At 67.2% G+C, this 22,317-nt stretch carries 20 protein-coding genes and 1 pseudogene; 6 read left to right on the top strand and 15 right to left on the bottom strand.

Annotated features, from left to right (window positions below; genetic code table 11):
- Window positions 1–49: 49 nt before the first annotated feature.
- Window positions 50–2,344, bottom strand: coding sequence for a phosphoribosylformylglycinamidine synthase subunit PurL (gene purL / locus IHQ52_RS06995; protein ID WP_198362491.1), 2,295 nt, complete (start codon window positions 2,342–2,344; stop codon window positions 50–52).
- A gap of 210 nt (window positions 2,345–2,554) precedes the next feature.
- On the opposite strand from purL, the gene eccA reads away from it, so the two are divergent.
- Genes eccA through IHQ52_RS06980 form a run of 3 tightly spaced genes read left to right on the top strand, consistent with a single transcriptional unit; the run spans window position 2,555 to window position 5,349 of the window.
- Entirely contained in the window at window positions 2,555–4,336 is a 1,782-nt protein-coding gene (gene eccA, locus IHQ52_RS06990; RefSeq protein ID WP_006435707.1) for a type VII secretion AAA-ATPase EccA, read from the top strand.
- 51 nt (window positions 4,337–4,387) lie between these two features.
- Window positions 4,388–4,795 (top strand): hypothetical protein, encoded by a 408-nt coding sequence (locus IHQ52_RS06985; protein WP_006435708.1) that lies wholly within the window; start codon window positions 4,388–4,390, stop codon window positions 4,793–4,795.
- A 14-nt stretch (window positions 4,796–4,809) separates the two neighbouring features.
- Complete coding sequence (locus tag IHQ52_RS06980) at window positions 4,810–5,349, top strand: hypothetical protein (protein WP_006435709.1); 540 nt, start codon at window positions 4,810–4,812, stop codon at window positions 5,347–5,349.
- Window positions 5,350–5,394: 45 nt separating this feature from the next.
- On the opposite strand, the gene IHQ52_RS06975 is transcribed toward IHQ52_RS06980, so the two are convergent.
- From IHQ52_RS06975 to cysD, 14 genes are all read right to left on the bottom strand, one after another.
- Entirely contained in the window at window positions 5,395–5,808 is a 414-nt protein-coding gene (locus IHQ52_RS06975; RefSeq protein ID WP_006435710.1) for a cytochrome P450, read from the bottom strand.
- Window positions 5,787–6,308 carry a cytochrome P450 family protein gene (locus IHQ52_RS06970; protein WP_096273130.1) on the bottom strand — a complete coding sequence of 174 codons (522 nt, stop codon included), beginning with the start codon at window positions 6,306–6,308 and terminating at the stop codon, window positions 5,787–5,789. The genes IHQ52_RS06975 and IHQ52_RS06970 overlap by 22 nt, the downstream gene beginning before the upstream one ends.
- A gap of 86 nt (window positions 6,309–6,394) precedes the next feature.
- Window positions 6,395–7,036, bottom strand: coding sequence for a TetR/AcrR family transcriptional regulator (locus tag IHQ52_RS06965; protein ID WP_006435712.1), 642 nt, complete (start codon window positions 7,034–7,036; stop codon window positions 6,395–6,397).
- A gap of 102 nt (window positions 7,037–7,138) precedes the next feature.
- Window positions 7,139–7,837, bottom strand: a complete 699-nt coding sequence (locus IHQ52_RS06960) for a hypothetical protein (RefSeq protein ID WP_210738011.1) — start codon at window positions 7,835–7,837, stop codon at window positions 7,139–7,141.
- A 73-nt stretch (window positions 7,838–7,910) separates the two neighbouring features.
- Window positions 7,911–8,900 (bottom strand): MlaD family protein, encoded by a 990-nt coding sequence (locus tag IHQ52_RS06955; RefSeq protein WP_096273128.1) that lies wholly within the window; start codon window positions 8,898–8,900, stop codon window positions 7,911–7,913.
- Between the two features lie 79 nt (window positions 8,901–8,979).
- Window positions 8,980–9,888 (bottom strand): MlaD family protein, encoded by a 909-nt coding sequence (locus IHQ52_RS06950; protein ID WP_232513062.1) that lies wholly within the window; start codon window positions 9,886–9,888, stop codon window positions 8,980–8,982.
- 56 nt (window positions 9,889–9,944) lie between these two features.
- Window positions 9,945–11,039 carry an MlaD family protein gene (locus IHQ52_RS06945; RefSeq protein ID WP_006435716.1) on the bottom strand — a complete coding sequence of 365 codons (1,095 nt, stop codon included), beginning with the start codon at window positions 11,037–11,039 and terminating at the stop codon, window positions 9,945–9,947.
- Window positions 11,039–12,022 (bottom strand): MlaD family protein, encoded by a 984-nt coding sequence (locus IHQ52_RS06940; protein WP_232513061.1) that lies wholly within the window; start codon window positions 12,020–12,022, stop codon window positions 11,039–11,041. Before IHQ52_RS06940 ends, IHQ52_RS06945 begins: the two co-directional genes overlap by 1 nt.
- Before the next feature lie 8 nt (window positions 12,023–12,030).
- The gene (locus IHQ52_RS06935; RefSeq protein ID WP_096274897.1) at window positions 12,031–13,113 is read right to left on the bottom strand and encodes an MlaD family protein; all 1,083 of its coding nucleotides are present in this window, start codon (window positions 13,111–13,113) and stop codon (window positions 12,031–12,033) included.
- A 157-nt stretch (window positions 13,114–13,270) separates the two neighbouring features.
- A complete protein-coding gene (locus tag IHQ52_RS06930; RefSeq protein WP_232513060.1) occupies window positions 13,271–14,341 on the bottom strand; it encodes a PEP-utilizing enzyme in 1,071 nt (356 codons plus the stop codon).
- Window positions 14,302–14,895: a hypothetical protein gene (locus tag IHQ52_RS06925; RefSeq protein ID WP_232513059.1), complete on the bottom strand. Its 594-nt coding sequence runs from the start codon at window positions 14,893–14,895 to the stop codon at window positions 14,302–14,304. The genes IHQ52_RS06930 and IHQ52_RS06925 overlap by 40 nt, the downstream gene beginning before the upstream one ends.
- A gap of 384 nt (window positions 14,896–15,279) precedes the next feature.
- Window positions 15,280–16,059: a 3'(2'),5'-bisphosphate nucleotidase CysQ gene (locus tag IHQ52_RS06920; RefSeq protein WP_006435720.1), complete on the bottom strand. Its 780-nt coding sequence runs from the start codon at window positions 16,057–16,059 to the stop codon at window positions 15,280–15,282.
- Window positions 16,060–16,150: 91 nt separating this feature from the next.
- On the bottom strand, window positions 16,151–18,031 hold the full coding sequence (cysC, locus tag IHQ52_RS06915) for an adenylyl-sulfate kinase (RefSeq protein WP_096273124.1): 1,881 nt from the start codon (window positions 18,029–18,031) through the stop codon (window positions 16,151–16,153).
- Window positions 18,031–18,945 carry a sulfate adenylyltransferase subunit CysD gene (gene cysD / locus IHQ52_RS06910; RefSeq protein ID WP_085950440.1) on the bottom strand — a complete coding sequence of 305 codons (915 nt, stop codon included), beginning with the start codon at window positions 18,943–18,945 and terminating at the stop codon, window positions 18,031–18,033. Before cysD ends, cysC begins: the two co-directional genes overlap by 1 nt.
- A gap of 81 nt (window positions 18,946–19,026) precedes the next feature.
- Between cysD and IHQ52_RS06905 the strand changes: the two genes are divergently transcribed.
- The 3 genes and pseudogenes from IHQ52_RS06905 (at window position 19,027) to IHQ52_RS06895 (ending at window position 22,296) form a co-directional block, all read left to right on the top strand.
- The gene (locus IHQ52_RS06905; protein ID WP_006435723.1) at window positions 19,027–19,956 is read left to right on the top strand and encodes an IclR family transcriptional regulator; all 930 of its coding nucleotides are present in this window, start codon (window positions 19,027–19,029) and stop codon (window positions 19,954–19,956) included.
- 142 nt (window positions 19,957–20,098) lie between these two features.
- Complete coding sequence (locus IHQ52_RS06900) at window positions 20,099–20,614, top strand: MarR family winged helix-turn-helix transcriptional regulator (protein WP_096273122.1); 516 nt, start codon at window positions 20,099–20,101, stop codon at window positions 20,612–20,614.
- A 14-nt stretch (window positions 20,615–20,628) separates the two neighbouring features.
- A pseudogene (locus IHQ52_RS06895) lies at window positions 20,629–22,296 on the top strand (FAD-dependent oxidoreductase).
- The last annotated feature ends 21 nt before the right edge of the window (window positions 22,297–22,317 follow it).

Raw genomic sequence — 22,317 nt, 5'->3', positions numbered from 1 at the left:
GCAACGTTCCCGCAGGCGAGAACGTTGCGTGTGACAACGATCGGGGCTACTACGGGGTGTCGCCGAAGAGGCGAGGCAACGTCGCCTCGCGCACCTCGCGCAGCTCGGTCAGCGGCACCGAGAAGTAGTCCTGGACCTCGACCTCGTCGCTGCCCTGATCGACCACGCCTATGCGCGTCCACGGCATACCGCGGGCGTCGAGCATCGCGGCGAAGCGCGACTCCTCGGTACGCGGCACGGCGACCAGCACGCGTCCGGAGGATTCGGAGAACAGCCAGACGAAGGGGTCGGCATCCTCGGGCAGCAGGATTCGGCAACCGGTCTCGCCGGCGAGGGCCGCCTCGACGACGGTCTGGATGAGGCCGCCCTCGCTGAGATCATGTGCGGCCGAGATCAGTCCGTCGCGCGAGGCGGCGGTCAGGATCTCCGACAGCAGCCGTTCGCGTTCGAGATCGACCTGCGGGGGCACACCACCGAGGTGGTCGTAGGCGACCTGCGCCCAGATGGAGCCGTCGAACTCGTCGCGCGTCTCGCCGAGCAGGATCAGCGTCTCCCCCGGTTCGGTGCCGAAGCCCGCCGGGATGCGGCGATGGACGTCGTCGATCACACCGAGGACACCGATCACCGGCGTCGGGAGGATCGCCGTCGCGCCGGTCTGGTTGTAGAAGCTCACGTTGCCGCCGGTGACCGGGATGCCCAGCTGTGCGCAGCCGTCGGCGAGTCCACGGACCGCCTGCTGGAACTGCCACATCACCGCCGGGTCCTCGGGCGAACCGAAGTTGAGGCAGTTGGTGACCGCCTTGGGGGTCGCGCCCGAGACGGCGACGTTGCGGTAGGCCTCTGCCAGCGCGAGCTGCGCACCTCGATACGGGTCGAGGAAGGTGTAGCGACCCGACGCGTCGGTCGCCAGAGCGATTCCGCGTCCGGTCTTCTCGTCGATGCGGATCATGCCGGAGTCGGCGTTCTCGGCCAGGACGGTGTTGCCGCGGACATAGCGGTCGTACTGGTCGGTGATGAACTTGCGGCTGCACAGCGCCGGGCTGGCGAGCATCTTCAGCAGCGTCTCGCGCAGCTGATCCGGCGTGTCCGGACGCTGCAGCGGCTCCGTGGTCGACGCGATCACGGTGTCCTGCCAGTCCGGACGTGCCACCGGGCGCTCGTAGACCGGGCCCTCGTGGGCGACGGTGCGCGGCGGCACGTCCACCACGGTCTCGCCGTGCCAGGTGATGACCAGATGGTCACCGTCGGTGACCTCACCGATCACGGTGGCCAGCACGTCCCACTTCTTGCACACGGCGAGGAAGGCGTCGACATTCTCCGGGGCGACGACGGCGCACATGCGTTCCTGCGACTCGCTGGAGAGCACCTCGGCCGGGGTCATGCCCTCGGCACGCACCGGCACCTGCTCCAGCTCGATGTGCATGCCGCCGTCCCCCGCTGCGGCGAGTTCGCTGGTGGCGCAGGACAATCCCGCGCCGCCGAGGTCCTGGATGCCCACCACGAGTCCGGCGTGGTAGAGCTCGAGGCAGCACTCGATGAGCAGCTTCTCGGTGAACGGATCGCCCACCTGAACGCTCGGCAGCTTCTTACGGCTCGGACCGCCACCCTCGGCATCGTCGAAGGTCTCCGACGCGAGCACGGACACGCCGCCGATGCCGTCGAGTCCGGTGCGCGCACCGAACAGGATGATCTTGTTGCCGGTGCCCGATGCGAACGCCAGGTGAAGGTCTTCGGTTCGCAGCACGCCCGCGCACAGGGCGTTGACCAACGGGTTGCCCGCGTAGCTGGCGTCGAAGACGGTCTCGCCGCCGATGTTGGGCAGTCCGAGCGAGTTGCCGTAGCCGCCGACACCGCGCACCACGCCGTCGACGACGCGGCGGGTGTCGGGGGCGTCGGCGGGACCGAACCGCAGCTGGTCCATGACCGCGATCGGCCGCGCACCCATCGCCATGATGTCGCGGACGATGCCGCCCACACCGGTCGCCGCACCCTGGTAGGGCTCCACATAGCTGGGATGGTTGTGCGACTCGACCTTGAAGGTCACCGCCCACCCGTCGCCCACGTCGACGACGCCGGCATTCTCACCGATACCGGCGAGCATGTTGGCGCGCATCTCCTCGGTGGTGGTCTCGCCGAAGTACCGGAGGTGGACCTTCGACGACTTGTAGCTGCAGTGCTCGGACCACATCACCGAGTACATGGCGAGCTCGGCGTCGGTGGGCCGACGGCCCAGGATCTCGCGGATTCGCGCGTACTCGTCGTCCTTGAGACCGAGTTCGCGGAACGGTTGCGGATGATCCGGGGTCGAGGAAGCGGCTGAGACGGTATCCACCTGGGCACTCACGCAGACAAGTCTAGGCGGGCCCGGGCCGTCGGAGGCGACGGGGCGGACCTCAGGCGTTCGGCGTGCCCTCTCCCCCTGGGAGATCTGTGGCCGGGACCGGCCCGGTCTCGGGATAGTCTGTTCACTCGAGCCGTGCAGGGCGCGGGACGTGCACGGGGGTGCAGGCACGCCGGCGACGCGCCGGGCACGACGTTGACCCAGGGGGACGAGATGGCCGATGTCCGCAAGGCGAGGGCACTCTTCGAGCTGGGCGTCCTGTCCTTGAACATCCCCGTCGACGGTCAGGAGCCGATCAACAACCCCGCACAGGCCGCCAAGGCGTTCACCCGCGCCACCGAGTGGGATCCCTCGCTCGGTGACGCCTGGATCGGCCGCCTCGCCTGCGGGGACAGGAGCGACGAGGTCCTGCTGGGACTGTATCGGGCACGAGCGACGATCGGCGCCGAACAGCGTCGGCTCGGCCTTCCCCCGGGCACCATCGCAGGTCGCTGGGACACCGGACTGCACATCGACTACCCGGCGATCACCGCCGTCGACGCCACTGCCGCATTTGCGTCCAGTCTGATCCGCGGTGCCGACTACTCGGGCGCCGAGGAGGCGCTCGACGAGATCCCGCCCGCCCATCGGTTGCCGATCGTGGAGTTCGTCCGCGCTCACCTCCACTACCGAACACAACGATGGCCCGATGTGCTGACCGCCCTCACCCGCTCGGACCGGTGGGGCGACACGGTCATGCAGTCTGTGGCCGACTTCATGGCCGGATCAGCGTGCGTGCACCTGGGGATGCTCGGCGAGGGCATGCGTCGCCTGCAGAACGCCATCGACGGTCCGGTCGCGGGCTGTTCGGTCAGCGCGATGTACGCCTACGGCCTGGCGCTTCGCGAGCAGGGTCACGAGGAGAAGGCCAAGGCCATGCTCGAGCAGGTCTACGCGCGCAATCCGGCGCACACCGCGGCGGCGCAGGCCATGCGGTCCCCGACGATCCGCGTCCTCCGCACCACGCCCGAGGAGATCGCCGCACGCACCGACCGCTGGGACCCCGCCTCGGTGCCGGACCGCAATCAGACCACGGTGTCGCCGGTCGGAGCCGAAGGCGTCGAGAACGAGCTGGTGACCGATGCCCAGCGCGAACTGGAACAACAGATCGGACTCGAGTCGGTCAAGCAGCAGGTCGCCAAGCTGCAGTCGGCTGCCACCCTCGCCCGGGTCCGCGCCGACCGCGGACTCTCGACCTCGGCGCGCAGCCTGCACCTGGCCTTCACCGGGCCGCCCGGTACCGGCAAGACGACCGTCGCCCGGATCGTCGCCAAGATCTATTGCGGGCTCGGCTTCATCAAATCCGACAAGGTGGTCGAGGCGACCCGGCGCGACCTGGTCGGCGAACACCTCGGCTCCACCGCCATCAAGACGTCGGCGCTCATCGACTCGGCCATGGACGGCGTCCTGTTCATCGACGAGGCGTACACCCTGATCCAGAAGGGTTTGTCGGGTGGCGACGCGTTCGGTCGCGAGGCCGTGGACACGCTGCTGGCGCGGATGGAGGACGACCGGGATCGTCTGGTCGTGATCATCGCGGGCTACGACTCGGAGATCGACCGGTTTCTCGCTGCCAACGACGGACTCGCGTCGCGTTTCGCACGTCGGGTCCGATTCGACTCGTACACCCCTCGAGAGCTCGCGCAGATCGGCGAGTTCATCGCGCGCAAACGCGATTCGGTCCTCACCCCGGAGGCGGTCGCCGAACTGGAGCAGGCGTGCGCGCCGCTCTACCACGATGTCCGCGACCACGATGGCGGCACGCGTCGGGCCACAGATCTGGCCGGCAACGGCCGATTCATCCGCAACATCGTCGAGGCCGCCGAGGAGGAGCGCGAGTTCCGGCTCAGCACGGCCGGCGACCTCGCCTCGTTGTCCGCAGACGATCTGATGCGTATCGAACTCGACGACATCCGGTCCGCCATCTCCGGCGTGCTGTCGGGTTTGAGGCGCTAGCGGCCCTCGCCCGTCCGGCCACTTCCGCTCTTTTCCCCAGAGAGGTTCCCCATGCTCATGTCCTGCACCCGCTTGATCCGATCCGGCCTGCTCGCCGGCGCCCTCGCCCTGACCCTGTCGCTGGCCGGATGCTCGTCCGACGACGCCGAACCCGCACCGTCCGCGACCACCGCGAAACAGACCGCCGGCACCGAGCAGACCACCGGAGACACGGGGCAGCCCACAAGAGAACCGGCCACCTCGGGAGCACCGTCGAGCGCCGTCCAGAGTTCCACCGCCAAGGCCCTGAGCTGCCGCGACTTCCGGGCACTCGAAGACGATGGGCGTGCGGCCGCCGTGGCGGCACTCGGGGTGAAGTCCAACGCCGATCAGGTCGCCACCGTCGCGGCGACGGTCTGCCTCAGCCGTCTCGACGACAAGGTCGCCGATGTTGTCGGTGAGCTCGTGCCCACACGCTGATACGTTCGTTGACCATGAGTGTCCGACCGTGGTCCCTCCTGCACGGCCCGTTGTTCTCCCGCGGCCGTCCACTGGACCGCGAACACGCCGCGCCCCGCATCAGCGCGTACATCTACGGCAACATCCTGATCCTGGCGGCGCTGATCCCGCTGCACCTCAACGACGATTTCGTCGGCATCCTGATCGTGCTCGGCACAGCCGCGTCGACCTTCATCGCACATGTCTTCGCCGAGGCGGTGGCGCGACGGGTCCACGACGGCACCGTCCACCCCACGAAGACGACGGTGCTGCACCACCTTCGGGATTCGGTGCCGATCCTCTCGTCGGCGTCGGTGCCGTGTCTCATCCTGGCGGCGGCATGGGTCGGCTGGCTCGAACCGCGCACCGCCCAGCTCGCCGCCGAGATCGTGATCCTGCTGCGCATCGGCGGAACCGTCTTCGTCATCGACCGCCTGAACAACGAAAGACCCAACCGCGCAACGCTGATCGGGGCAACCGCGGTCACCGTGCTGGCAACCGCCATCGTCGTCGTGAAGGTGTTCCTGACGCACTGATGTTCATGGCGCACCGACCAGCGGTGTCTGCGGCCGACCCGCGGATCAGCTGCGCGCGGTGAAGCTCATCGGCATCGAATGCCAGCCCTGGGTGGGCCAGGTGCCGCGCTCGGGGGTCCCGTCGACCTTGAAGGTGTCGATGCGCTCCAGCCAGGTACTGAGGATCGCACGTATCTCGATGCGCGCCAGACCTTCGCCGAGACACCGGTGATTTCCGGAACCGAAGCTGGTCAGCTGGGTCTTGCCCGGCCGATCGATGTCGACGGAATCGGCGTCGGCGAAGACGTCCTCGTCCCGGCTTCCCGACGCCCACATCTGCAGTACGCGCTCGCCGGCGCAGATCGTCCGACCCCCGATCTCCACGTCCCGAGTCGCCGTACGCGCGGTGGCCTGCGTGGGGGCGAAGACACGCGCGAACTCGCCGACCGCCTTGGTGATCAGTTTGGGGTTGGCGCGCAACTGCTCTCGTAGCTCGTGATTCTCGGCCAGATGCGCCAGCGTGGCGCTCGTGACGTCGGCGGTGGTCTCGAACCGCCGACGATCAGCAGTATGAAGGTGCCGAAGATCTCCTCATTGGTCAGCGGCCGTCCGTCGATGTCGGCCTCCATCAGCGCCGACATCAGATCGTCGCCGCCGGGCTCAGCCTTGGTCTTCTCCATCCGGAAGAAGGGAGCGACCAGGGCACGGTAGTCGGCGTTCTGGGGCGGATCGGACTGGACCGGAAGCCATGGAAAGACTCCCCCGGTCCTGTCCGGAACGACGAACACCTCTGCTGCACTGAAGGTTTCCGGATCGCCGGCAACCTGTTCGATGTCGGCGTGTTTGAAGACCGCCCACGCGCCGCCGAACTGCTCGGTCCAGGCAACCGGGCACTTGCCGCGCATTTCCTTCTGGACCGCGAAAGGGTCTGCAAGGTTCGCCTCGGACAGCGGATCCCAGTCTGATGTGACATTGGCCATGAGGGGGATTCCTAAATCTATTGGGCTTCAACGAAACACCTAGTGTGGCAACGATCACCCCAACAGTCAAGGGACAACTTTGTATCTTATTCGGCGGGGTCCCGGCCGGTGTCCGCGCCGAGCGAGATTCCGTGCATGATCAGCGAAGACATGTGTCGCACAACGACTTCGTCGTCAGCGTCTATCGAACCCAGTACCGAGGAGTCCATACTGACGTAGCCCATCACCATGCTGATGAGCGCTCGCACCGTGATGTCGGCATGCTCCGCCGGATACCCGTGCGCGGCGATGGTGCGCACCGCGATCTCCAGCACCGCGCTCATGCCCTCATCGATCGTCTCCCAAACCTGCTTGCGCACTTCCGGTTCCAGCTGTTCGCCGGAGAACATCAACAGTCGGAGGACACCGGTGTGATTGCGGCTGTTCTCGAACAGGTCGGAGATGAACTCGTATACGAGCTCCAGTTCGGGCGGTTCCTCGGCTAGACGATCGGCCCAGCGGCTGGTCCAACTGTCGGCGAACTGCAGCAGCGGCTTGGTCATCACCTCCGCGAAAAGATCGGCCTTGGTGGCGAAATGCCGAGTGAGGACCGACCTGGTGACGCCGGCACGACTGGCGATGGCCGCCATCGTCGCACCCTTGTAGCCGAGGTGACTGAACTCCTCCTCGGCCGCGACCACGATCAGGGCCTGCAGGTCCGACGAACGTCGCCGAGTGGTGGGGCTCATGGATTGACGACGTTGGCTACTCATGGATCCGATGATGCACCACGCCGCCGTCCGCTGTCATCGACGCCGATCACACCGGTCCCAGATCATTCCGTCACCGATTCATCGGCCTCCGGTCGGCAGTTCGGCATTGACTCCGGAGATGTCGATGATCTTCCAGTCCTTCGACTTGTCCAGTCGCAGCTTGTATGTCGCAGTCGACTGGATACCGTCGGGAGCCTGGGTGTTCTTCGTGGTGACGCCGACGAAACAGTCCACGGAGTACACGTCGCCGTCGACCGACGTGGTGACCGCGGCTATCGGCTCCGCCGTCGACGTCCACTGCAACGGTGTGACGATCTGCTCCATCGACGTGGCTGCCTGGGTCAATCGGGCGGCCATCTCCTCCGAGGTCCCCTCGGTCAGTCGGGATCGCCAGGCCGGCAGGTCCTTGAAGTCGATCGCGGCGGCACCCTTCGCATAGTCCAGAGCAACCTTCTCGGCCTGCGATTCCGCCGTCGCAGCCGCCTGCGTCGCGGCCAATTCCTCACTGCGCGAGTGCAACTGCCAGCTGACGAAGGCAAGGGCCGCGACCAGGGCGAGGATCACGCCGCCGACGATCACCGACCGCAGGGACACCTGATGCCCGCGCGCCCGGTCCCCCGCGGCGTCGCCCGGCACTTCCGTACCGGAGCCGCGAGCACCGCCGGCAGAGGTCGCCGGTTCCGATCCTTTCTCCAGCACTGCGATACCCGACGTCGTCGTGCTCGCTGTGCCGTCCTCGCCCTTCGTGTCGTCCCTGCGTTCTGGGTCGTTTTCCATGGTCCGCACCATTTCTCATCCGTTCGTGTGGCTGGCTGCTGTCATCTGCCGAGTTCTTCCGGCAGGTCGTGTATCAGGACCCGGGCACCCCCACTTCGACTTGGAGCGACCCGTTCCGGACCGCGCCCAGCGCACGGCCGAGCACCGCGCTCGGGTCGACCGTGCGCAACGCGCCGGCGCCGGCGCTGACCGTCGGCAGGAGGTTGTCGCCGATCACCTTGAGATCTGCGGCGGTGTTGTCCAGGAACTTCTGGAGTTCCATCAGTAACGGTCCGGCACCATCCTCGATTCCGGTGGCCAGCGGCCCGCCGCGGAACACCGCGAACTTCAGCGCGTCCTGGAGGACACCGAGATTCCGGCCGAACCCCTCGGCGGCCGGGGCAGCCCCGCGGAACGCGGCCGGGATCTCTCCGCTCCTCATGAGCAGCGGCTGCAGGGCGCTGAGCAGCGTGGTGAGATTGTCGGCCTGACCACCGATCGTCGAGGCCAGACGCTCACCGGCGCGGTTGATACTGCCCAGCACGTACTGTTCGTCATCGGTGCACACCCCGCCATCCGTGCACGGACCGGGCAACGCCACGTCGAGGGTCTCGAAGATCTTTCCCACGCTCTTGGGGTCGACCTGTTCCAGCAGTCGGGTGACACGCTCGGACAGATCCTTGAACGTGGACGGATCATCGACCTGCGACCGGCCGATCACCGCATCCTCGGCGATGTACGGGCCGGTCGCCACCGCCGGGGTGACCGCCACGTAGGGCTCACCGAGCGCCGACAGGGTCTCGATCCGGAACGTGCTCTCGGTGGGGATCTGATACTCCGGACGGTATTTCATACCGATCGTGACGCCACGCGCAGACGGACGGACCGATGCCACGGTGCCGATCTCGACGCCGCGCAACAGCACTCGTGCTCCGGGGACGAGACCGTTGCCGTCCGAGACCTCCATGGTGGCCCTCCGGTCGTCGCTCTCCCGGCTGACCGGGAGCCCGAGGGTCCCCATGTAGACGAAGGCCAGAACACCGATCACGAGCATCCCGGCAATCGACAGCATCGACTTCTTCATCGCACCGCTCCCAGCATCCGCAAGAGGTTCTCCACATCGCCGATCAGCTGTTCACCGCCACCTCGTGCCGTCACCGACGTCACATCGACCGATGGGTTGGATGCGAACGGAAGCGACACATTACGGAGGAAGTCCGAGGTCTTGATCGCCAATCGCGGTCCATCGTCCACGATCCCACGGACGCCGTCGGACGTGGCCGCGAGAGAAGCATCGGCACCAGCCAGATCCCGCCCTCGAAGATGCTGCCGATCGAGGGCAGCAGATAGGCGATGTGGACCAGGAAGCTGTCGGCATCACGCCGCCAGTAGGTCGCCGCCTCGGCGCCGAAGATCTTGGTCAGCTCGTCATGGCGCTCACCGATCGCCGCGGCCGAAGCGTTCATGCCGGCCAGGAAACGATCGATTTCACCGGTGTTGCGTCCCAGGTCTCGCAGATCCACCGACGTGACCGTCGCGAGCCGGCGCAGATCCGGGCGCTTGGGCATCACGTTGTTGATACGCGCCATCGCGTCCTGGATCTGGGTGATGGTTCCGCCGTTGACGAAGTTGGCCAGTACCGCCAGTGTGTCCTCGAGCGGGGGTGGCGACACCGTGCGTTCCACGCCGATGACCGACCCCGGCTCGAGATACCCCCGGGCACCGGTCGAACCGTCGTCTCCGCCGCCCGCCGGCGGGACGAAGGCGATGTAGGTGTCACCGAGAAGGGTGTTCTGCCGGATGACGGCATCGGTGTCAGCAGGAATGCGCGTGCCCTTGCGGATTCGCGCCGCGACCTCCACGTAGTCGTCGGTCAGCTCGGGCCCGGTCACCTCGCCGATACGCTGTCCATCGGCGACGACATCGGCACCGTTCGGCAGCGACAGGACACTGGCGAATCGGACCGACACCTCGTAGCCGTCGCCCGTTCCGGGACGTACCGACGGCAGGTCATCGGGACCGATCGCGCACCCCGCGAGCACGATCGTCATGACCATCGCCGGAATTGCCACCGGCACACCCCGGCGGATCGTCCGCCGACCCAGGCGAGAGAACCATGCACTCCGTCTCATGACCGACCCCCCAGCAGGACCATGTCCAACAATGCGTCACCCCGGAACTCGCTGACCGCACCACGTCTCGTACAGGTGTTGGGTCGCAGCCTGTTCGCCTGAGCGCACAGTTCCGGGGAGACGTCGGACACGCGAACCGTGGGCGGTGTGTAGCGGACCGAGAATCCGCGCCCCTGGCCGTGTGTCTGCTGGCGCACCGCCTGCGCAACCGCGGGGATGGTCGAGACCAGCGACGAGATGTCCGGCGCGCGAGCGGCCGCCAGGGAGATCGCCTGGGTCACCGGACCATGCACGACCGGCCAGATGTCACCACCGTAGTTCCGCTCGATGTCGTACAGGGTCGCCACGGTCCAGGCGACGCCCTTGGTCAGTTCCGTCGCACCGGTCCAGAGTTCGGTGCCGACCTCGAGGATGTTCGGCGCCTGGGTGAGGATGGACTCGATCGCACCCCAGTTCTTCAGCGCATCCTCGCTCAGCGGTGCCATGTCGGAGATGACACTGCCGATGTCGGCGATCACCTTGTCCGGGTTCTGCGCCGCCTCCGCCGCATTCGTCATGACGTCGCGGGCGTGCGGCCCCACCCCGCGGAGCGCGTCGGCGAGTCCGGTCACGGCTCCCCGGACATTCTGGCCCTCACCTGCGGGGGCCAGGTCGTCGACGAAATCCGCTGCGGAAGCGGATATCTCCGAAATCGTCTTGGGCGTGTAACTGTTGGTGAGGGCGATGCATCGGTCCCCGGTGAGCCGAGGACCCGAGGCATAGTTCCCCACGAGCTCCAGACTCCGGTCGGCCAGCAGCGACTTGGACCGGATCACCGCCTTCACATCCGCGGGAATCGCACGGGGCGTGTCGATCTCGAAGGTGACCAGGACGCGGTCGCCACGTGGCTGCACCGCGGCGACCCGGCCGATGCGGTATCCCATCTGTGTGACCGGATTGTCGGCGTACAGACCGGTGACATCCGGCATCTCGGCGCAGAATTCCCCGGTGGTGGGCGGGAGTTCATCGGCGGCCAGCGCGGTGCCGGCACAGCCGGACAGCGCGAGAGCTGCCACGACCCCGATGATTCCCAGGTTCGGACGTCGCATCATCAGCACTTCCTCCCGGCGACCGGGATACAGATATCGGAGGCGAGCACGGTCCCGCCTTTGAGTTCCTTGATCCCCTCGGGACCGAGCCAGCCCGCCAGCTGATCTCGCAGCGCGGTCAGCTTGTCGACGCCCGGTCCCATCGTGTTCTGCGCGGTCTCGGCGATCTGCCGGAACTGATTGATCGCCGCGACGACCTGATCGCTGTGATCCAGGTAGTAGGCCTCGAGCGGTTGGATCGACATCAGAATCCGTCCGAGCCGCGCATACGCCTCGTTGAACCCCACGTGAGTGTTGTTGTAGGTCGAGAGCACGATGTCGGTCTGTCGCAGCAGATCGAAGATGAATGCCCGGTTGGCCTCGAACACCTCGAGGTACTCGGTGCTCAGCGCCGCGATCGCGACGACCTGTGATCGCTGGCGGGCGATGACACCGGTGACGCTCCGCATTCCGTCGACCATGTCCCGCAAGGACGGCGACTGCCCGTCCAGGGCATCGGCAACCTGACCGAGATTGCCGTCGATGTCCGTGGCGTCGACGTTGTCGGTGACCGTCGGCACCTCTTGGATCACGTCCCCGATGCTGTAGGGAACGCTGACCGCACTGGACTGAAACCAGTTGTCCCCCAGTGGAACATCCCCCAGCGGAATGAGCGTCGCGGCGTAGCCGCCGACCGGTGTCAACATCCGGACCTCGACACGGGAGCGATCCCCGATGAAGATCTCCTCATCCGCCTCGGCGGTCACCCGGACCTCGTTGGCGCCGAGTTCGAGGCCGGTCACCTTGCCGACGTTGAGCCCGGCGACGCGCACGTCCTGCCCGACCGCCACCGACGACACGTCATCGGTGAGGAAGGTGAACTGCTTCTTCCCCGGGGGATTGACGTAGACGACGACGATCACGGCGGCGACGACGATCACCGCGACCAGCAGCGCCGCCCCGATCATGACCTCCCGCCCGACCCGCTTGGTCAAACGTCCCAGCATGGCCGGTGTCATCCTGCCGCGCATACGACGACCTCGCTTCCGTCGAGCAGCAGCTCGACATCGGACGGCAGATCCGCGAGCCCGTTCGCACAACTGCGTCCGGAGTGATCGATGCCGGCCGGGACCTGGAGACCGGCAACCGCCACCGGGATCATCCGGAGCGCCTCGGCGGCTTGCGGAATCGAGCTGAACGCATCGGTGAGCAGCTTGTCGACGTCGAGCCCGGGCCGCAGTCCGAGGTTGCCCATCAGCCGGTCGATCGGCTCGGTGAAGGCGGGTCCGTAGCGATCCGTCTTGTAGAACTCCTCCAGAACGGTCATTCCCTTGGCGACCGGGATCTTGACCGAGTGAAGGAACTCCATGACCTCCGGGGTCCGGCCTCCCATGGTGTCGGCGATCCGCGCCATGTTGGCGGTGAGCGTGGAGATCAACCGTTCACGGTCCGTCGCGAACCGGGACAGTTTCGCCACGTTGTCGAGCATCGGCGCCAGTCCGCTGCCGTCTCCCTGCAGGATGGCCAACGCGTTGTCGGTGAACTCGTTGACCTCGTCGGTGCGCATCGTCGCGAGTACCGGCTGCAGGCCGTTGAACAGTTCGGTGATGTCGAAGGAGCCCGTCGTGCGGCTGAGCGGGACCGTGTCCACCGGCCGTCCGGCCGGCCCGAAAGCGACGTCGACATATCTTGCGCCCGTGAGATTCTGGTACTTCACGGTCAGCCGCGAGTTCTCCGTCAGCCGATACGACTCGTCGAGGGTGAAGTCGACCTCGGCCACGCTGCGCCCGTCGACGCGGACGATGCGCGTGTCGGTGATCTTCCCGATCCGCACCCCCTTGGTGCGCACGTCGCCGTTGATCCGCAGTCCGGAGATGTCGGAGAACTCGGCCCGGTAGGTCCTCGTCGGCTGCTCGACCGGCCGCCCCAGCGTCGCCAGGCTCTCACGCGGTGCGCGCCGTAGATACTTCACGATGGGCGTCAACGGGTTTCGCACGCGACGCCGCCGTCCGGCGCGCTTCTCCTCGTGCGTCGGCGAGTCGACCGGCAGCGCCGGGCTTACCGGCGCAACCGACCTCAGGGCGGTCGTGGCTGTCATGGTCACCTTTCCGGGAATGGGCATCGACAACTGGCCGTGCGCTGGGACTGTTCGAGCACGGCTGGATGAGAATCGGGATGTATGACGAGCGGCTTCGGCGAGTGTGCGTCTGCCTCGCGGACGGGCGTGATGCCCCGGCGTGGGGCGGGTTCTCCGGTCAGCCGGCGGCGACCGCCTTGCCATCGCGAGCACGCTCGGTGACCTTGACCAGATTGCGTTCACCGTCGACCAGGATCCGGTCGCCCTCGCCGATTCTCCGGGTTCCGCTCTCGGTTCCGATCACGTAGGGAACCCCGAGCTCGCGGGCGACGACCGCGCCGTGACTGGCCGAACCCCCGATGTCGATGACCAGGGCCTCGGCCATCGCCATCAGTGGCGCCCAGCTCGGATCGGTGAAGCGGCACACGAGGATGTCGCCGTCGTCGAGCTCGATGTCCTCGGACGGGTCCGACAGGACCCGAGCGCGGCCCTCGACGACCCCACCGCCACTGGCAGCACCCGAGAGTTCAACCGCGCCACCGTCATCGGCGTCGTCGCCGATCCGCTCCGGCTCGGGCATGCCGTAGAACGCGACCGGAAGGACCATCGCCTTGTAACCCTCGCGCGTGGCTCGACGGGTGTCGACGATCCGCTGGGCGTCGGACAGGCGGCCCGCGGCGAGATCCTCACATTCCTCGACCGTGAGGAAGAAGACGTCGTCGACCTCCCGGAGCGCGCCGAAGTCGACCTGCTGGCGGCCGAAGGTCCGGGCGGCGGCGCGGGCGCGGTCGATCGCGATGAGGTAGGCGGCCTTTCCGACCTGCAGTGATCGGATGACGTCACGCATCTTGCGGACGAGCCACCGCGTGACGGGTCGCTGCAGAGCCGGGGTCGCCGCGAGCAGCCGCGCCTCGGCCGCGGACCCGACCTGCTGCGTGGCCGACGCTCGCGCGGCCGGCCGTTCGGCGCGCTGCGCGAGTGACGCGGCGAGTGATCGCACCGCTCGAGGGTCCTCACGCCACACCGTGGCGAACAGATTGCCCTCGTTGGGGCCGTGGTATCCCCACGAGGACAAGAACTCCGCCTCGCCGATCTCGCCGCGCCCGAGCCGCCACAGGTCATCGGCCATCCTGGCTTCGTTGAGATCGCCCACGCCGGAGAGCAACTGGTCGACGAGTCCCGGTTCGCCGAGCTTCTCGGCCGCCCCGGTCACCGCACTCTGGGCTCCCTGGAAGATGAAGCGCCACACGCAGTGCACGCTGAAGACCCGTTCGAAGTCAGCACGGGTCGCACCAGACGCTCGATCGGGGTCTGGCTCGGCTCGCCGTCGACGACCGTCGCCAGCCAGTCGGCGTACATCTCCTCGTAGAGACGTTCCAGACGCTTCCGCGTCCGCATGAGCGCGACCGGCGCCTTCGCGGCGATCACCGGGACGCGGCCCGGACTGCCGGAGAACTTCGACGCGTCGGGTCGCACCGAACCCATGAGATCTCGCTCGAAGTCGTCGGCACTGAGTCCCGGCACCGCCGCCATCGTCTTCTTGATGACGTCCACGTTCAACGCCTGACGCCCGTAGAAGCAGCTGACGCCCAGTTCATTCGGATCGTCGGACACCACGAGCTTGCTCCGTGGGATCACTCCGAACGAGTACATCGGATACAACAGCCCCTGCTCGGTCGCCGGGCCCCACAGGCTCCAGCACATCGGTGACATGACCTCTGGGCAGGCCTCGCCGAGATTGGTACTCGTCCAGTAACGGCCGGGCTCCGAGGAGCCCTTGATGGGATCGGTGGGTGTGGGCACGACTGCTCCTTCACGGCTTCGCACAGTGTGACGCCTGTGATCGGCTTCCCCCGGGGAAGGCAGCTCCCTCGCTGAGATGTGACGCCCTCGGGAAGGTGACTGTGATCGCTGACACAACAGTTTTACTCTCGCAATAGACTGTTTGTCTATAGATAAACGGGAATTTAGGGGCAATTTTGTCCCTTAGGCATTTCTGGGGCCGTGACGTGCGATAACTGCACCGTCCGACTGGTCCCCGATCACTCAGGCCGGTGCGAACACGTCCCGACCTCCGCGAATGTGGATGCAGAATCCGCGATCGTAACGATCCCCGGCCGGGATCACCTACGAATCACACCACGAACCGTGGGAACTCGTGATCACTTTCCGAGTACGCGCCGGCGATCAGCCGCCGGCCCCCTCGGTCGTGACGGTGAGGATCGCCTCGGTGAACTCGGGACGGCAGATCACCAGGTCGGGCAGATACGTGTCGTCGTTGTTGTAGACGAGCGCCGAGCCGTCGATGCGTCCGCACCACAGCCCCTTCGCCCGGGCGACGGCCACCGGCGCCGCGGAATCCCACTCGTACTGGCCGCCCGCGTGCACGTAGGCGTCGGCCTCACCGCGGACCACCGCCATCGCCTTCGCTCCCGCCGATCCCATCGGCAGCACTTCCCCCGCGACCGCCGCCGCGACCTCGTCGGCGAAAGCCGGCGGCCGTGAACTGCTCACCACGACGCGGGGCACGTCGCTGCGTGGTCGCGACGCCAGTCCCGACGTCGGTTCGACCTCGGTCTCGTCGTCGAGGTAGGTGACCCCGAGAGCCGGGAGCGCCACGGCTCCGGCGATCAATCCGCCGGTCGCCGACCACAACGCCACGTGCACGGCCCAGTCCGCGCGGCCGGCACCCGGCTCGTACGTCCCGTACTCACGCGTGCCGTCGACCGGATCGACTATCCAGACCCGGTCGGCGTGCAGCCGGGACTTGTCGTCGGCCGATTCCTCCGACAGCACCGCGTCGTCCGGCCGGGCCTCCGCGAGGCGTCGCAGGAGGAACTCGTTGGACCGTGCATCTCCGGCCCGGCCCAGTTCCTTGCCGGTCAGCCCACTGGTCCGGCGGATGTCCAACAGGAGTTCCCCTGCCGCGGTGGCCAGTTCGCCTGCGAGTGCTCGATCGTCGGTCACGCTGTGTCCCTCTCTGGCGGTTGGGCTGGTCCACCGGCGCCCCGGTGTCCGGTCATGACATACCCACCGGCATCGCGGGCGAACCAGGGCGTCACAGTCCCAGGTTACGGAGGACCATCTCGGCGACGTCGGCAGGCGCGCCGTCCTCGGGGGTGATGACGAGTTCGGCGTGCGTCGGCCGTTCGTAGGGCGAGTCGATGCCGGTGAACTGACTGATCTCGCCCCTACGGGCCTTGCCGTACAGCCCCTTCGGGTCCCGGCGCTCACATTCCTCGAGCGGGGTGTCGACGAAGATCTCGTAGAACGGCAGGCGTCGCTGTGCGTGGATCTCCTGAGCGCGCTGCCGTTCCTCGGCGAAGGGACTGATCAGCGAGACGATCGCAACCGCACCCGAATCGGCGAACAGGGCCGCCACCTCACTCGTCCGGCGGATGTTCTCGCGCCGGTCGTCATCGGAGAAACCCAGATCGGAGTTGAGTCCGTGGCGCAGGTTGTCCCCGTCCATCAGGTAGGCGGGTCGGCCCTCGGCGACGAACCGTCGCTCGAGTTCGACGGCGAGGGACGACTTCCCCGACCCCGACAGCCCGGTCAGCCAGATGGTGGCACCGCGATGCGCCCGGTGCTCGCGGGCGACCTTGCCGGACTGCCACACGACGTGGCTGTCGTGGCTGACCGGCGCGGTGATCATGCCCGCGCCGACGGTTCGGTTGGTGACCTCGTCGATGAGGATGAAACTCCCGGTGTCACGGTTGCGGCGATAGGAGTCGAACATGACCGGCTCCTGGGTGTGCAGGGTCACCCGCCCGATCTCGTTGAGCGACAAGACCTCGGCGTCCTCGTCGCGATGCAGCGAGTTGACGTCCAGCCGGTAGTTGAGCCCGGTGATCTGCGCGCGGGTCAGCCGCGTTCCACACAGGAGCTGATAACGGCTGTGTCCGCGGAGCTCGGTGTCGTCGTCGAACCAGCAGACCATCGCATCGATCTCGCGCCCGACGTACGGCCGGTTGTTGGGCCGGGCCAGCATGTCGCCACGCACGATGTCGATCTCGTCGGCCAGTTCCACCGACACCGCCATCGACGAGAACGCCTCGTCGACGGCGGCTCCGCCCGGACCCCAGATCTCGGTGATCGTCGTGCTGAAACCGCTCGGCAGGACCACGACCTCGTCGCCCTTGGCGAAGACACCGCCCGCCACCGTGCCCGCATAGGCACGATGGTCGGCACCGTCGCTGCGTTGCGGACGGATCACGTACTGCACCGGCAGTCGCGCGTCGATGAGATTGCGGTCCGACGCGATGTAGACATGTTCGAGATGGTCGAGCAGCGGCCTGCCCCCGTACCACGGCATCGCCGCCGACTGCTCGACGACGTTGTCGCCGCGCAACGCCGACATCGGGATGAAGGTGAGGTCCACGACGTTGAGCTTGGTCGCGAAATCCGCGAAGTCCGCACAGATCTCGTCGAACCGTTCCTGAGACCAGTCCACGAGGTCCATCTTGTTGACGCAGACCGTCAGGTGCGGGATCCCGAGCAACGAGGAGAGAAACGCATGCCGCCGAGTCTGTTCCAGCACTCCCTTACGCGCATCGACGAGGATCAGCGCGAGGTCGGCCGTCGACGCGCCGGTCACCATGTTGCGCGTGTACTGAACGTGACCCGGGGTGTCGGCGATGATGAATTTCCGCTTGGGCGTGGCGAAATACCGGTATGCGACATCGATCGTGATGCCCTGTTCCCGTTCGGCGCGCAGTCCGTCGGTCAGGAGGGCGAGGTCGGCGTATTCGTCACCCCGTTCCGCACTGGTCCGCTCGATCGATTCGAGCTGATCGGTGAAGATCGCCTTCGAGTCGTAGAGCAGCCGGCCGATCAGCGTCGACTTCCCGTCGTCGACCGATCCCGCGGTGGCGAGCCGCAACATCTCGGTGGCGCCCCTGACGTCCGGAACGCCCCTGCCGGCATCGACCCCGTGCATCAGAAGTAGCCCTCCTTCTTGCGATCCTCCATGCCCGACTCGGAGATCCGGTCGTCGGCGCGCGTGGCCCCGCGCTCGGTCAGCCGGGTCACCTCGATCTCCTCGATCACCTTGCCGACGTCGTCGGCCGTCGACAGGACGCAACCGGTGCAGGTGGCGTCGCCGACGGTGCGGAACCGCACGGTCTCGGTCCGCACCTCCTCCCCCGGAAGTTCTTGCAGGAAGCGTGTTCTCGCCAGCAGCATGCCGTCCCGGGGGATCACCTCCCGCCGGTGGGCGTAGTAGATCGACGGCAGATCGATGTTCTCTTCGGCGATGTACTGCCAGATGTCCAGCTCGGTCCAGTTCGACAGCGGGAACACCCGGATGTGTTCGCCTTTCGAATGACGACCGTTGTACAGACGCCAGAGTTCGGGGCGTTGATCGCGCGGGTTCCACGCGCCGAACTCGTCTCGGAAGCTGAAGACCCGTTCCTTCGCGCGAGCCTTCTCCTCGTCGCGCCGAGCTCCACCGAATACGGCGTCGAAGCGGTTCTCGGTGATCCCGCGCAGCAGCGCCGTGGTCTGCAGGCGGTTCCGGCTCGCGCCCGGCCCGGTCTGCTCGACGACCCGTCCGGCGTCGATGTCGTCCTGCACGGAGCTGACGATCAGCCGGACGCCGGTCTCGGCGACCACGCGATCACGGAACCGGATCACCTCGTCGAAGTTGTGTCCGGTGTCGACATGCATGAGCGGGAACGGGACCGGCGCCGGCCAGAACGCCTTGCGTGCGAGGTGGAACATCACCACCGAGTCCTTGCCGCCCGAGAACAGCAGGGCCGGGCGCTCGAAGGTGGCCGCAACCTCCCGGATGATGTGGACCGCCTCGGCCTCCAACGCGGCCAGGTGGGACAACTCGTACCCGTGACGTTCCATCCGGTCGGGCGTGTCGGTCGTGCTCGCCACAGTGCGCAACCCCCTTGACATGTCGAATATTCGACACTAAGTGTTGATAATGTGACATCGACGGTAGGCGACTTCTCCGAGGCGCGTCAACCGGCACGCGCCGGGTCGCCACCGACCGCACGCGTGGTGGCGATCGTCGAACTGCTCGCGGAGGCGAACCAGCCCGCACTCACCCTCGCCGAGATCGTGCGCCGCACCTCATTGTCGCGCGCGACCGCCCACGCCATCGTCTCCCAACTCGTCGAACACGGCTGGCTGATCCGGGATCAAGCGGCCGGCACCTTCGCCATCGGCCCGGCCTTCGCCATGCTCGCCCGCAACCTGGGCGGCGCCGACCATCTCTTGCGGTGGGCCACACTCACGGTGCGGGAGCTGTGCGCACGGTTCGATGTCCCGTGCTTCGTCGCGCGCCGCACCGCACCCGACGTCGTGACCCTCGCCGCGCACGCCTTTCCGCCGCATCTCACGCCCGACGCCGGACTGCATCCGTGGTTGCGCGACGGCGCCCGCATCCGCCTGCGCCCACCCATCAGCCGGGAGTTCATCGCGTGGGATTCCGCGCAGGCACAGGCGGCCTGGATCGCGCGCGCGCCCGAGTCGAGCCGCACTCGCCTCCGGCTCGCCCTCGACGCCGTGGCCGAACGCGGGTACTCGATCGAACGGATGACCGCCGACCACGGGGCGATCATCGATGCGCTCGGCTCGCTGGACACCGTCTCCGACAGCCTGCGGGCCCGGGTCGACGACCTGCTGACCGAACTGTCGGTCATCGATTATCTACCCGACGAACTCGACGCGTTCGCCGCCGCCGGCGCCGAGGTGCCCGTGGTCACCGTCGGCGCACCCGTCTTCGACGCCGCCGATCACGTCACCGCGGCAATCGTGACCTGCCCCAACACCGCGCTTCGAGCCGACGAACTACGCGAACTGGCCGAGGCCACCCGTGACGCGGCACGTGGGATTTCGGCGCATCTCCACTGAATCTCACGACTCGATTCGGCCCGATCGTGATGTACACTACGTCTCTATTATTTATAACTAGAGAAGTTCCGTGGTCCATCCCCGCGCCTCCTCCTGCCTCACGGCAGGTCCCGCGCGTCACCCCGATCGCCGAGGAGGCTCCATGTCGATCGACGACAGAACCCCCGACGTCATCTCCGACCCGGTCGATTGGGCTGCCCATTTCTGGGATCAGCAGGCCCTCGACGGCGATGAGAGGCGTTTCCTGACCCTGACGTCGCTGTTGCGTTACCAACGGATCGTCGCCGATGCGGTGGACGTGAAGCTGAAGGCACACGGCCTCAACATGACGGACTACCTCCTGCTCATGACGCTTCTCCTGTCCGAGACCGGCACCCGCCTGATCTCCGCGCTCGCACGCAACCTCCTGGTCCACGCGACCACCGAGACCCTCGCCACCGACCGCCTCGAGTCCAGGGACCTGCTGGAGCGGAGCCCCCACCCGACCGACCGCCGCGCCACCTGCGTGACCATCACGGACAAGGGACGCGACGCCGCGCGCGCGGTCACCAGTGCACTCACCGCCGACGAGTTCGGCATGCACGGCGGCACCGATCAAGACGTCGAACAGCTGCGCGCCGCTCTGACCGCGATGCGACAGTCCGTCGGCGACGCGTAGAAACGAGCCTCCAGATGCCCGACGTGATCACCAGACCCTGCTGCAACGACGCATCGTGCGTGAGCGTGTGCCCGGTCAACTGCATCCACCCGACGCCCGCCGATCCCGACTTCTTCACCGCGGAATCCCTGTACATCGATCCGGACACCTGCATCGACTGTGGTGCCTGCGTCGACGAATGTCCGGTGGACGCGATCCTGCCGGAGGAATCCCTACAGCCCGCCGACGAGCCCTACCTGCGGATCAACGCGGACTAATTCCGCGATCACGACGTCGAGGGAGGGCTGGTCGACAGCCCACGGCAACCGAAGCTGCCCCCGGGTGACCTGCACGTGGCGATCGTCGGCGCCGGACCCGCGGGCCTGTATGCCGCCGAGCAGCTCGTCCGCACGGCGCGGATCTCCGTCGACATGTTCGATCGCCTGCCCACACCCCACGGCCTCGTGCGTGCGGGGGTCGCACCCGATCATGCGCTGACCAAAGGCGTCGAGAAGAACTTCGACCGCGTCGCGGCCAAGAAGAACTTCCGTTACCTGCTCAACGTGACCGTGGGGCAACACATCCGGCACGAGGAACTCGCCGCGCGCTACCACGGGGTGATCTATGCGGTCGGAGCCGCGCACGATCGTCGGCTCTCGATCGCGGGTGAGGATCTCCCCGGATCAGCGTCGGCAACCGACTTCGTCGGCTGGTACAACGGACATCCCGACCACGCCGGCGCGACCCACGACCTGTCCGGCGACCGCGCCGTGGTGATCGGCAACGGCAATGTCGCACTCGACGTCGCCCGCATCCTGGTCACGGCACCCGAGGTGCTGGCCACCACCGACATCGCCGATCACGCACTGGAGCAACTGAGGTCGTCGTCCATCACCGAGGTGGTGGTGCTGGCGCGGCGTGGTATCGCACACGCGGCGTTCACCAACAGCGAGTTCCTGGCGCTGGGCTCCATCGACGGTGTCGACGTGGTCATCGATCCGGAGGAACTGGTACTCGACGCGACCACCGAGGCGCAGCTCGCCGCCGGCACGCTCGATTCCACCGTGGCCACCAAGATCCGTCTCGCGCAGGAGTTCTCCGCACGTCCGCGGGTCCCCGGCCGTCGTCGGATCGTGCTCCGCTTCCTCGCCGACCCCGTCGAGATCGTCGGCGAGGGAAGGGTTTCCGGCATTCGAGTCCGAAAGAACCAGTACGCCGCGGACGGTACGACGGTGACGCCCACCGACACGGTCACCGAACTCGCCACCGGGCTGGTGTTGCGCTCGATCGGCTACCGCTGCGTCCCCGTCGACGGTCTGCCGTTCGACCCCGACCGTTCGGTGGTCCCCAACGAAGCCGGCCGAGTCACCGACGCCGACGGCGCGGTCATCCCCGGTCTGTACGTCACCGGCTGGATCAAGCGGGGTGCCACCGGCGGCATCGGACGGAACCGGGCCTGCGGCCAGGAGACGGCATCGGCGTTCCTCGACGACGTGGTCGGGGGGAAGCTGCCCGAACCGTTCGCCTCACGCGACGACATCGAATCCCTCGTCGCCGACCGCGGCGGCCACCCGATCGACCTGGAGGGATGGAAGCGCATCGACGCGACCGAACGGGCGGCGGGCAAGGCCGCGGGACGACCGCGGGTCAAGCTGGTCGACGCGGCCGCCATGACCGCTCTGGCGAGTCCGGTCACGGCCTGACGACCGGCCGGCGGTGCCGGC

This window comes from Gordonia amicalis, from assembly GCF_022059885.1.
Taxonomy (GTDB): domain Bacteria; phylum Actinomycetota; class Actinomycetes; order Mycobacteriales; family Mycobacteriaceae; genus Gordonia; species Gordonia amicalis.
This window is presented reverse-complemented; position numbering and strand designations above follow the sequence as displayed.

Excerpts from the sequence above, each read along its gene's own strand:
- eccA (WP_006435707.1), top strand. The coding sequence starts at position 2,555 with ATGGCCGATGTCCGCAAGGCGAGGGCACTCTTCGAGCTGGGCGTCCTG.
- IHQ52_RS06985 (WP_006435708.1), top strand. The coding sequence starts at position 4,388 with ATGCTCATGTCCTGCACCCGCTTGATCCGATCCGGCCTGCTCGCCGGC.
- IHQ52_RS06980 (WP_006435709.1), top strand. The coding sequence starts at position 4,810 with ATGAGTGTCCGACCGTGGTCCCTCCTGCACGGCCCGTTGTTCTCCCGC.
- IHQ52_RS06970 (WP_096273130.1), bottom strand. The coding sequence starts at position 6,308 with ATGGCCAATGTCACATCAGACTGGGATCCGCTGTCCGAGGCGAACCTT.
- IHQ52_RS06965 (WP_006435712.1), bottom strand. The coding sequence starts at position 7,036 with ATGAGCCCCACCACTCGGCGACGTTCGTCGGACCTGCAGGCCCTGATC.
- IHQ52_RS06960 (WP_210738011.1), bottom strand. The coding sequence starts at position 7,837 with ATGGAAAACGACCCAGAACGCAGGGACGACACGAAGGGCGAGGACGGC.
- IHQ52_RS06955 (WP_096273128.1), bottom strand. The coding sequence starts at position 8,900 with ATGAAGAAGTCGATGCTGTCGATTGCCGGGATGCTCGTGATCGGTGTT.
- IHQ52_RS06945 (WP_006435716.1), bottom strand. The coding sequence starts at position 11,039 with ATGATGCGACGTCCGAACCTGGGAATCATCGGGGTCGTGGCAGCTCTC.
- IHQ52_RS06940 (WP_232513061.1), bottom strand. The coding sequence starts at position 12,022 with ATGCTGGGACGTTTGACCAAGCGGGTCGGGCGGGAGGTCATGATCGGG.
- IHQ52_RS06935 (WP_096274897.1), bottom strand. The coding sequence starts at position 13,113 with ATGACAGCCACGACCGCCCTGAGGTCGGTTGCGCCGGTAAGCCCGGCG.
- cysC (WP_096273124.1), bottom strand. The coding sequence starts at position 18,031 with ATGCACGGGGTCGATGCCGGCAGGGGCGTTCCGGACGTCAGGGGCGCC.
- cysD (WP_085950440.1), bottom strand. The coding sequence starts at position 18,945 with ATGGAACGTCACGGGTACGAGTTGTCCCACCTGGCCGCGTTGGAGGCC.
- IHQ52_RS06900 (WP_096273122.1), top strand. The coding sequence starts at position 20,099 with ATGTCGATCGACGACAGAACCCCCGACGTCATCTCCGACCCGGTCGAT.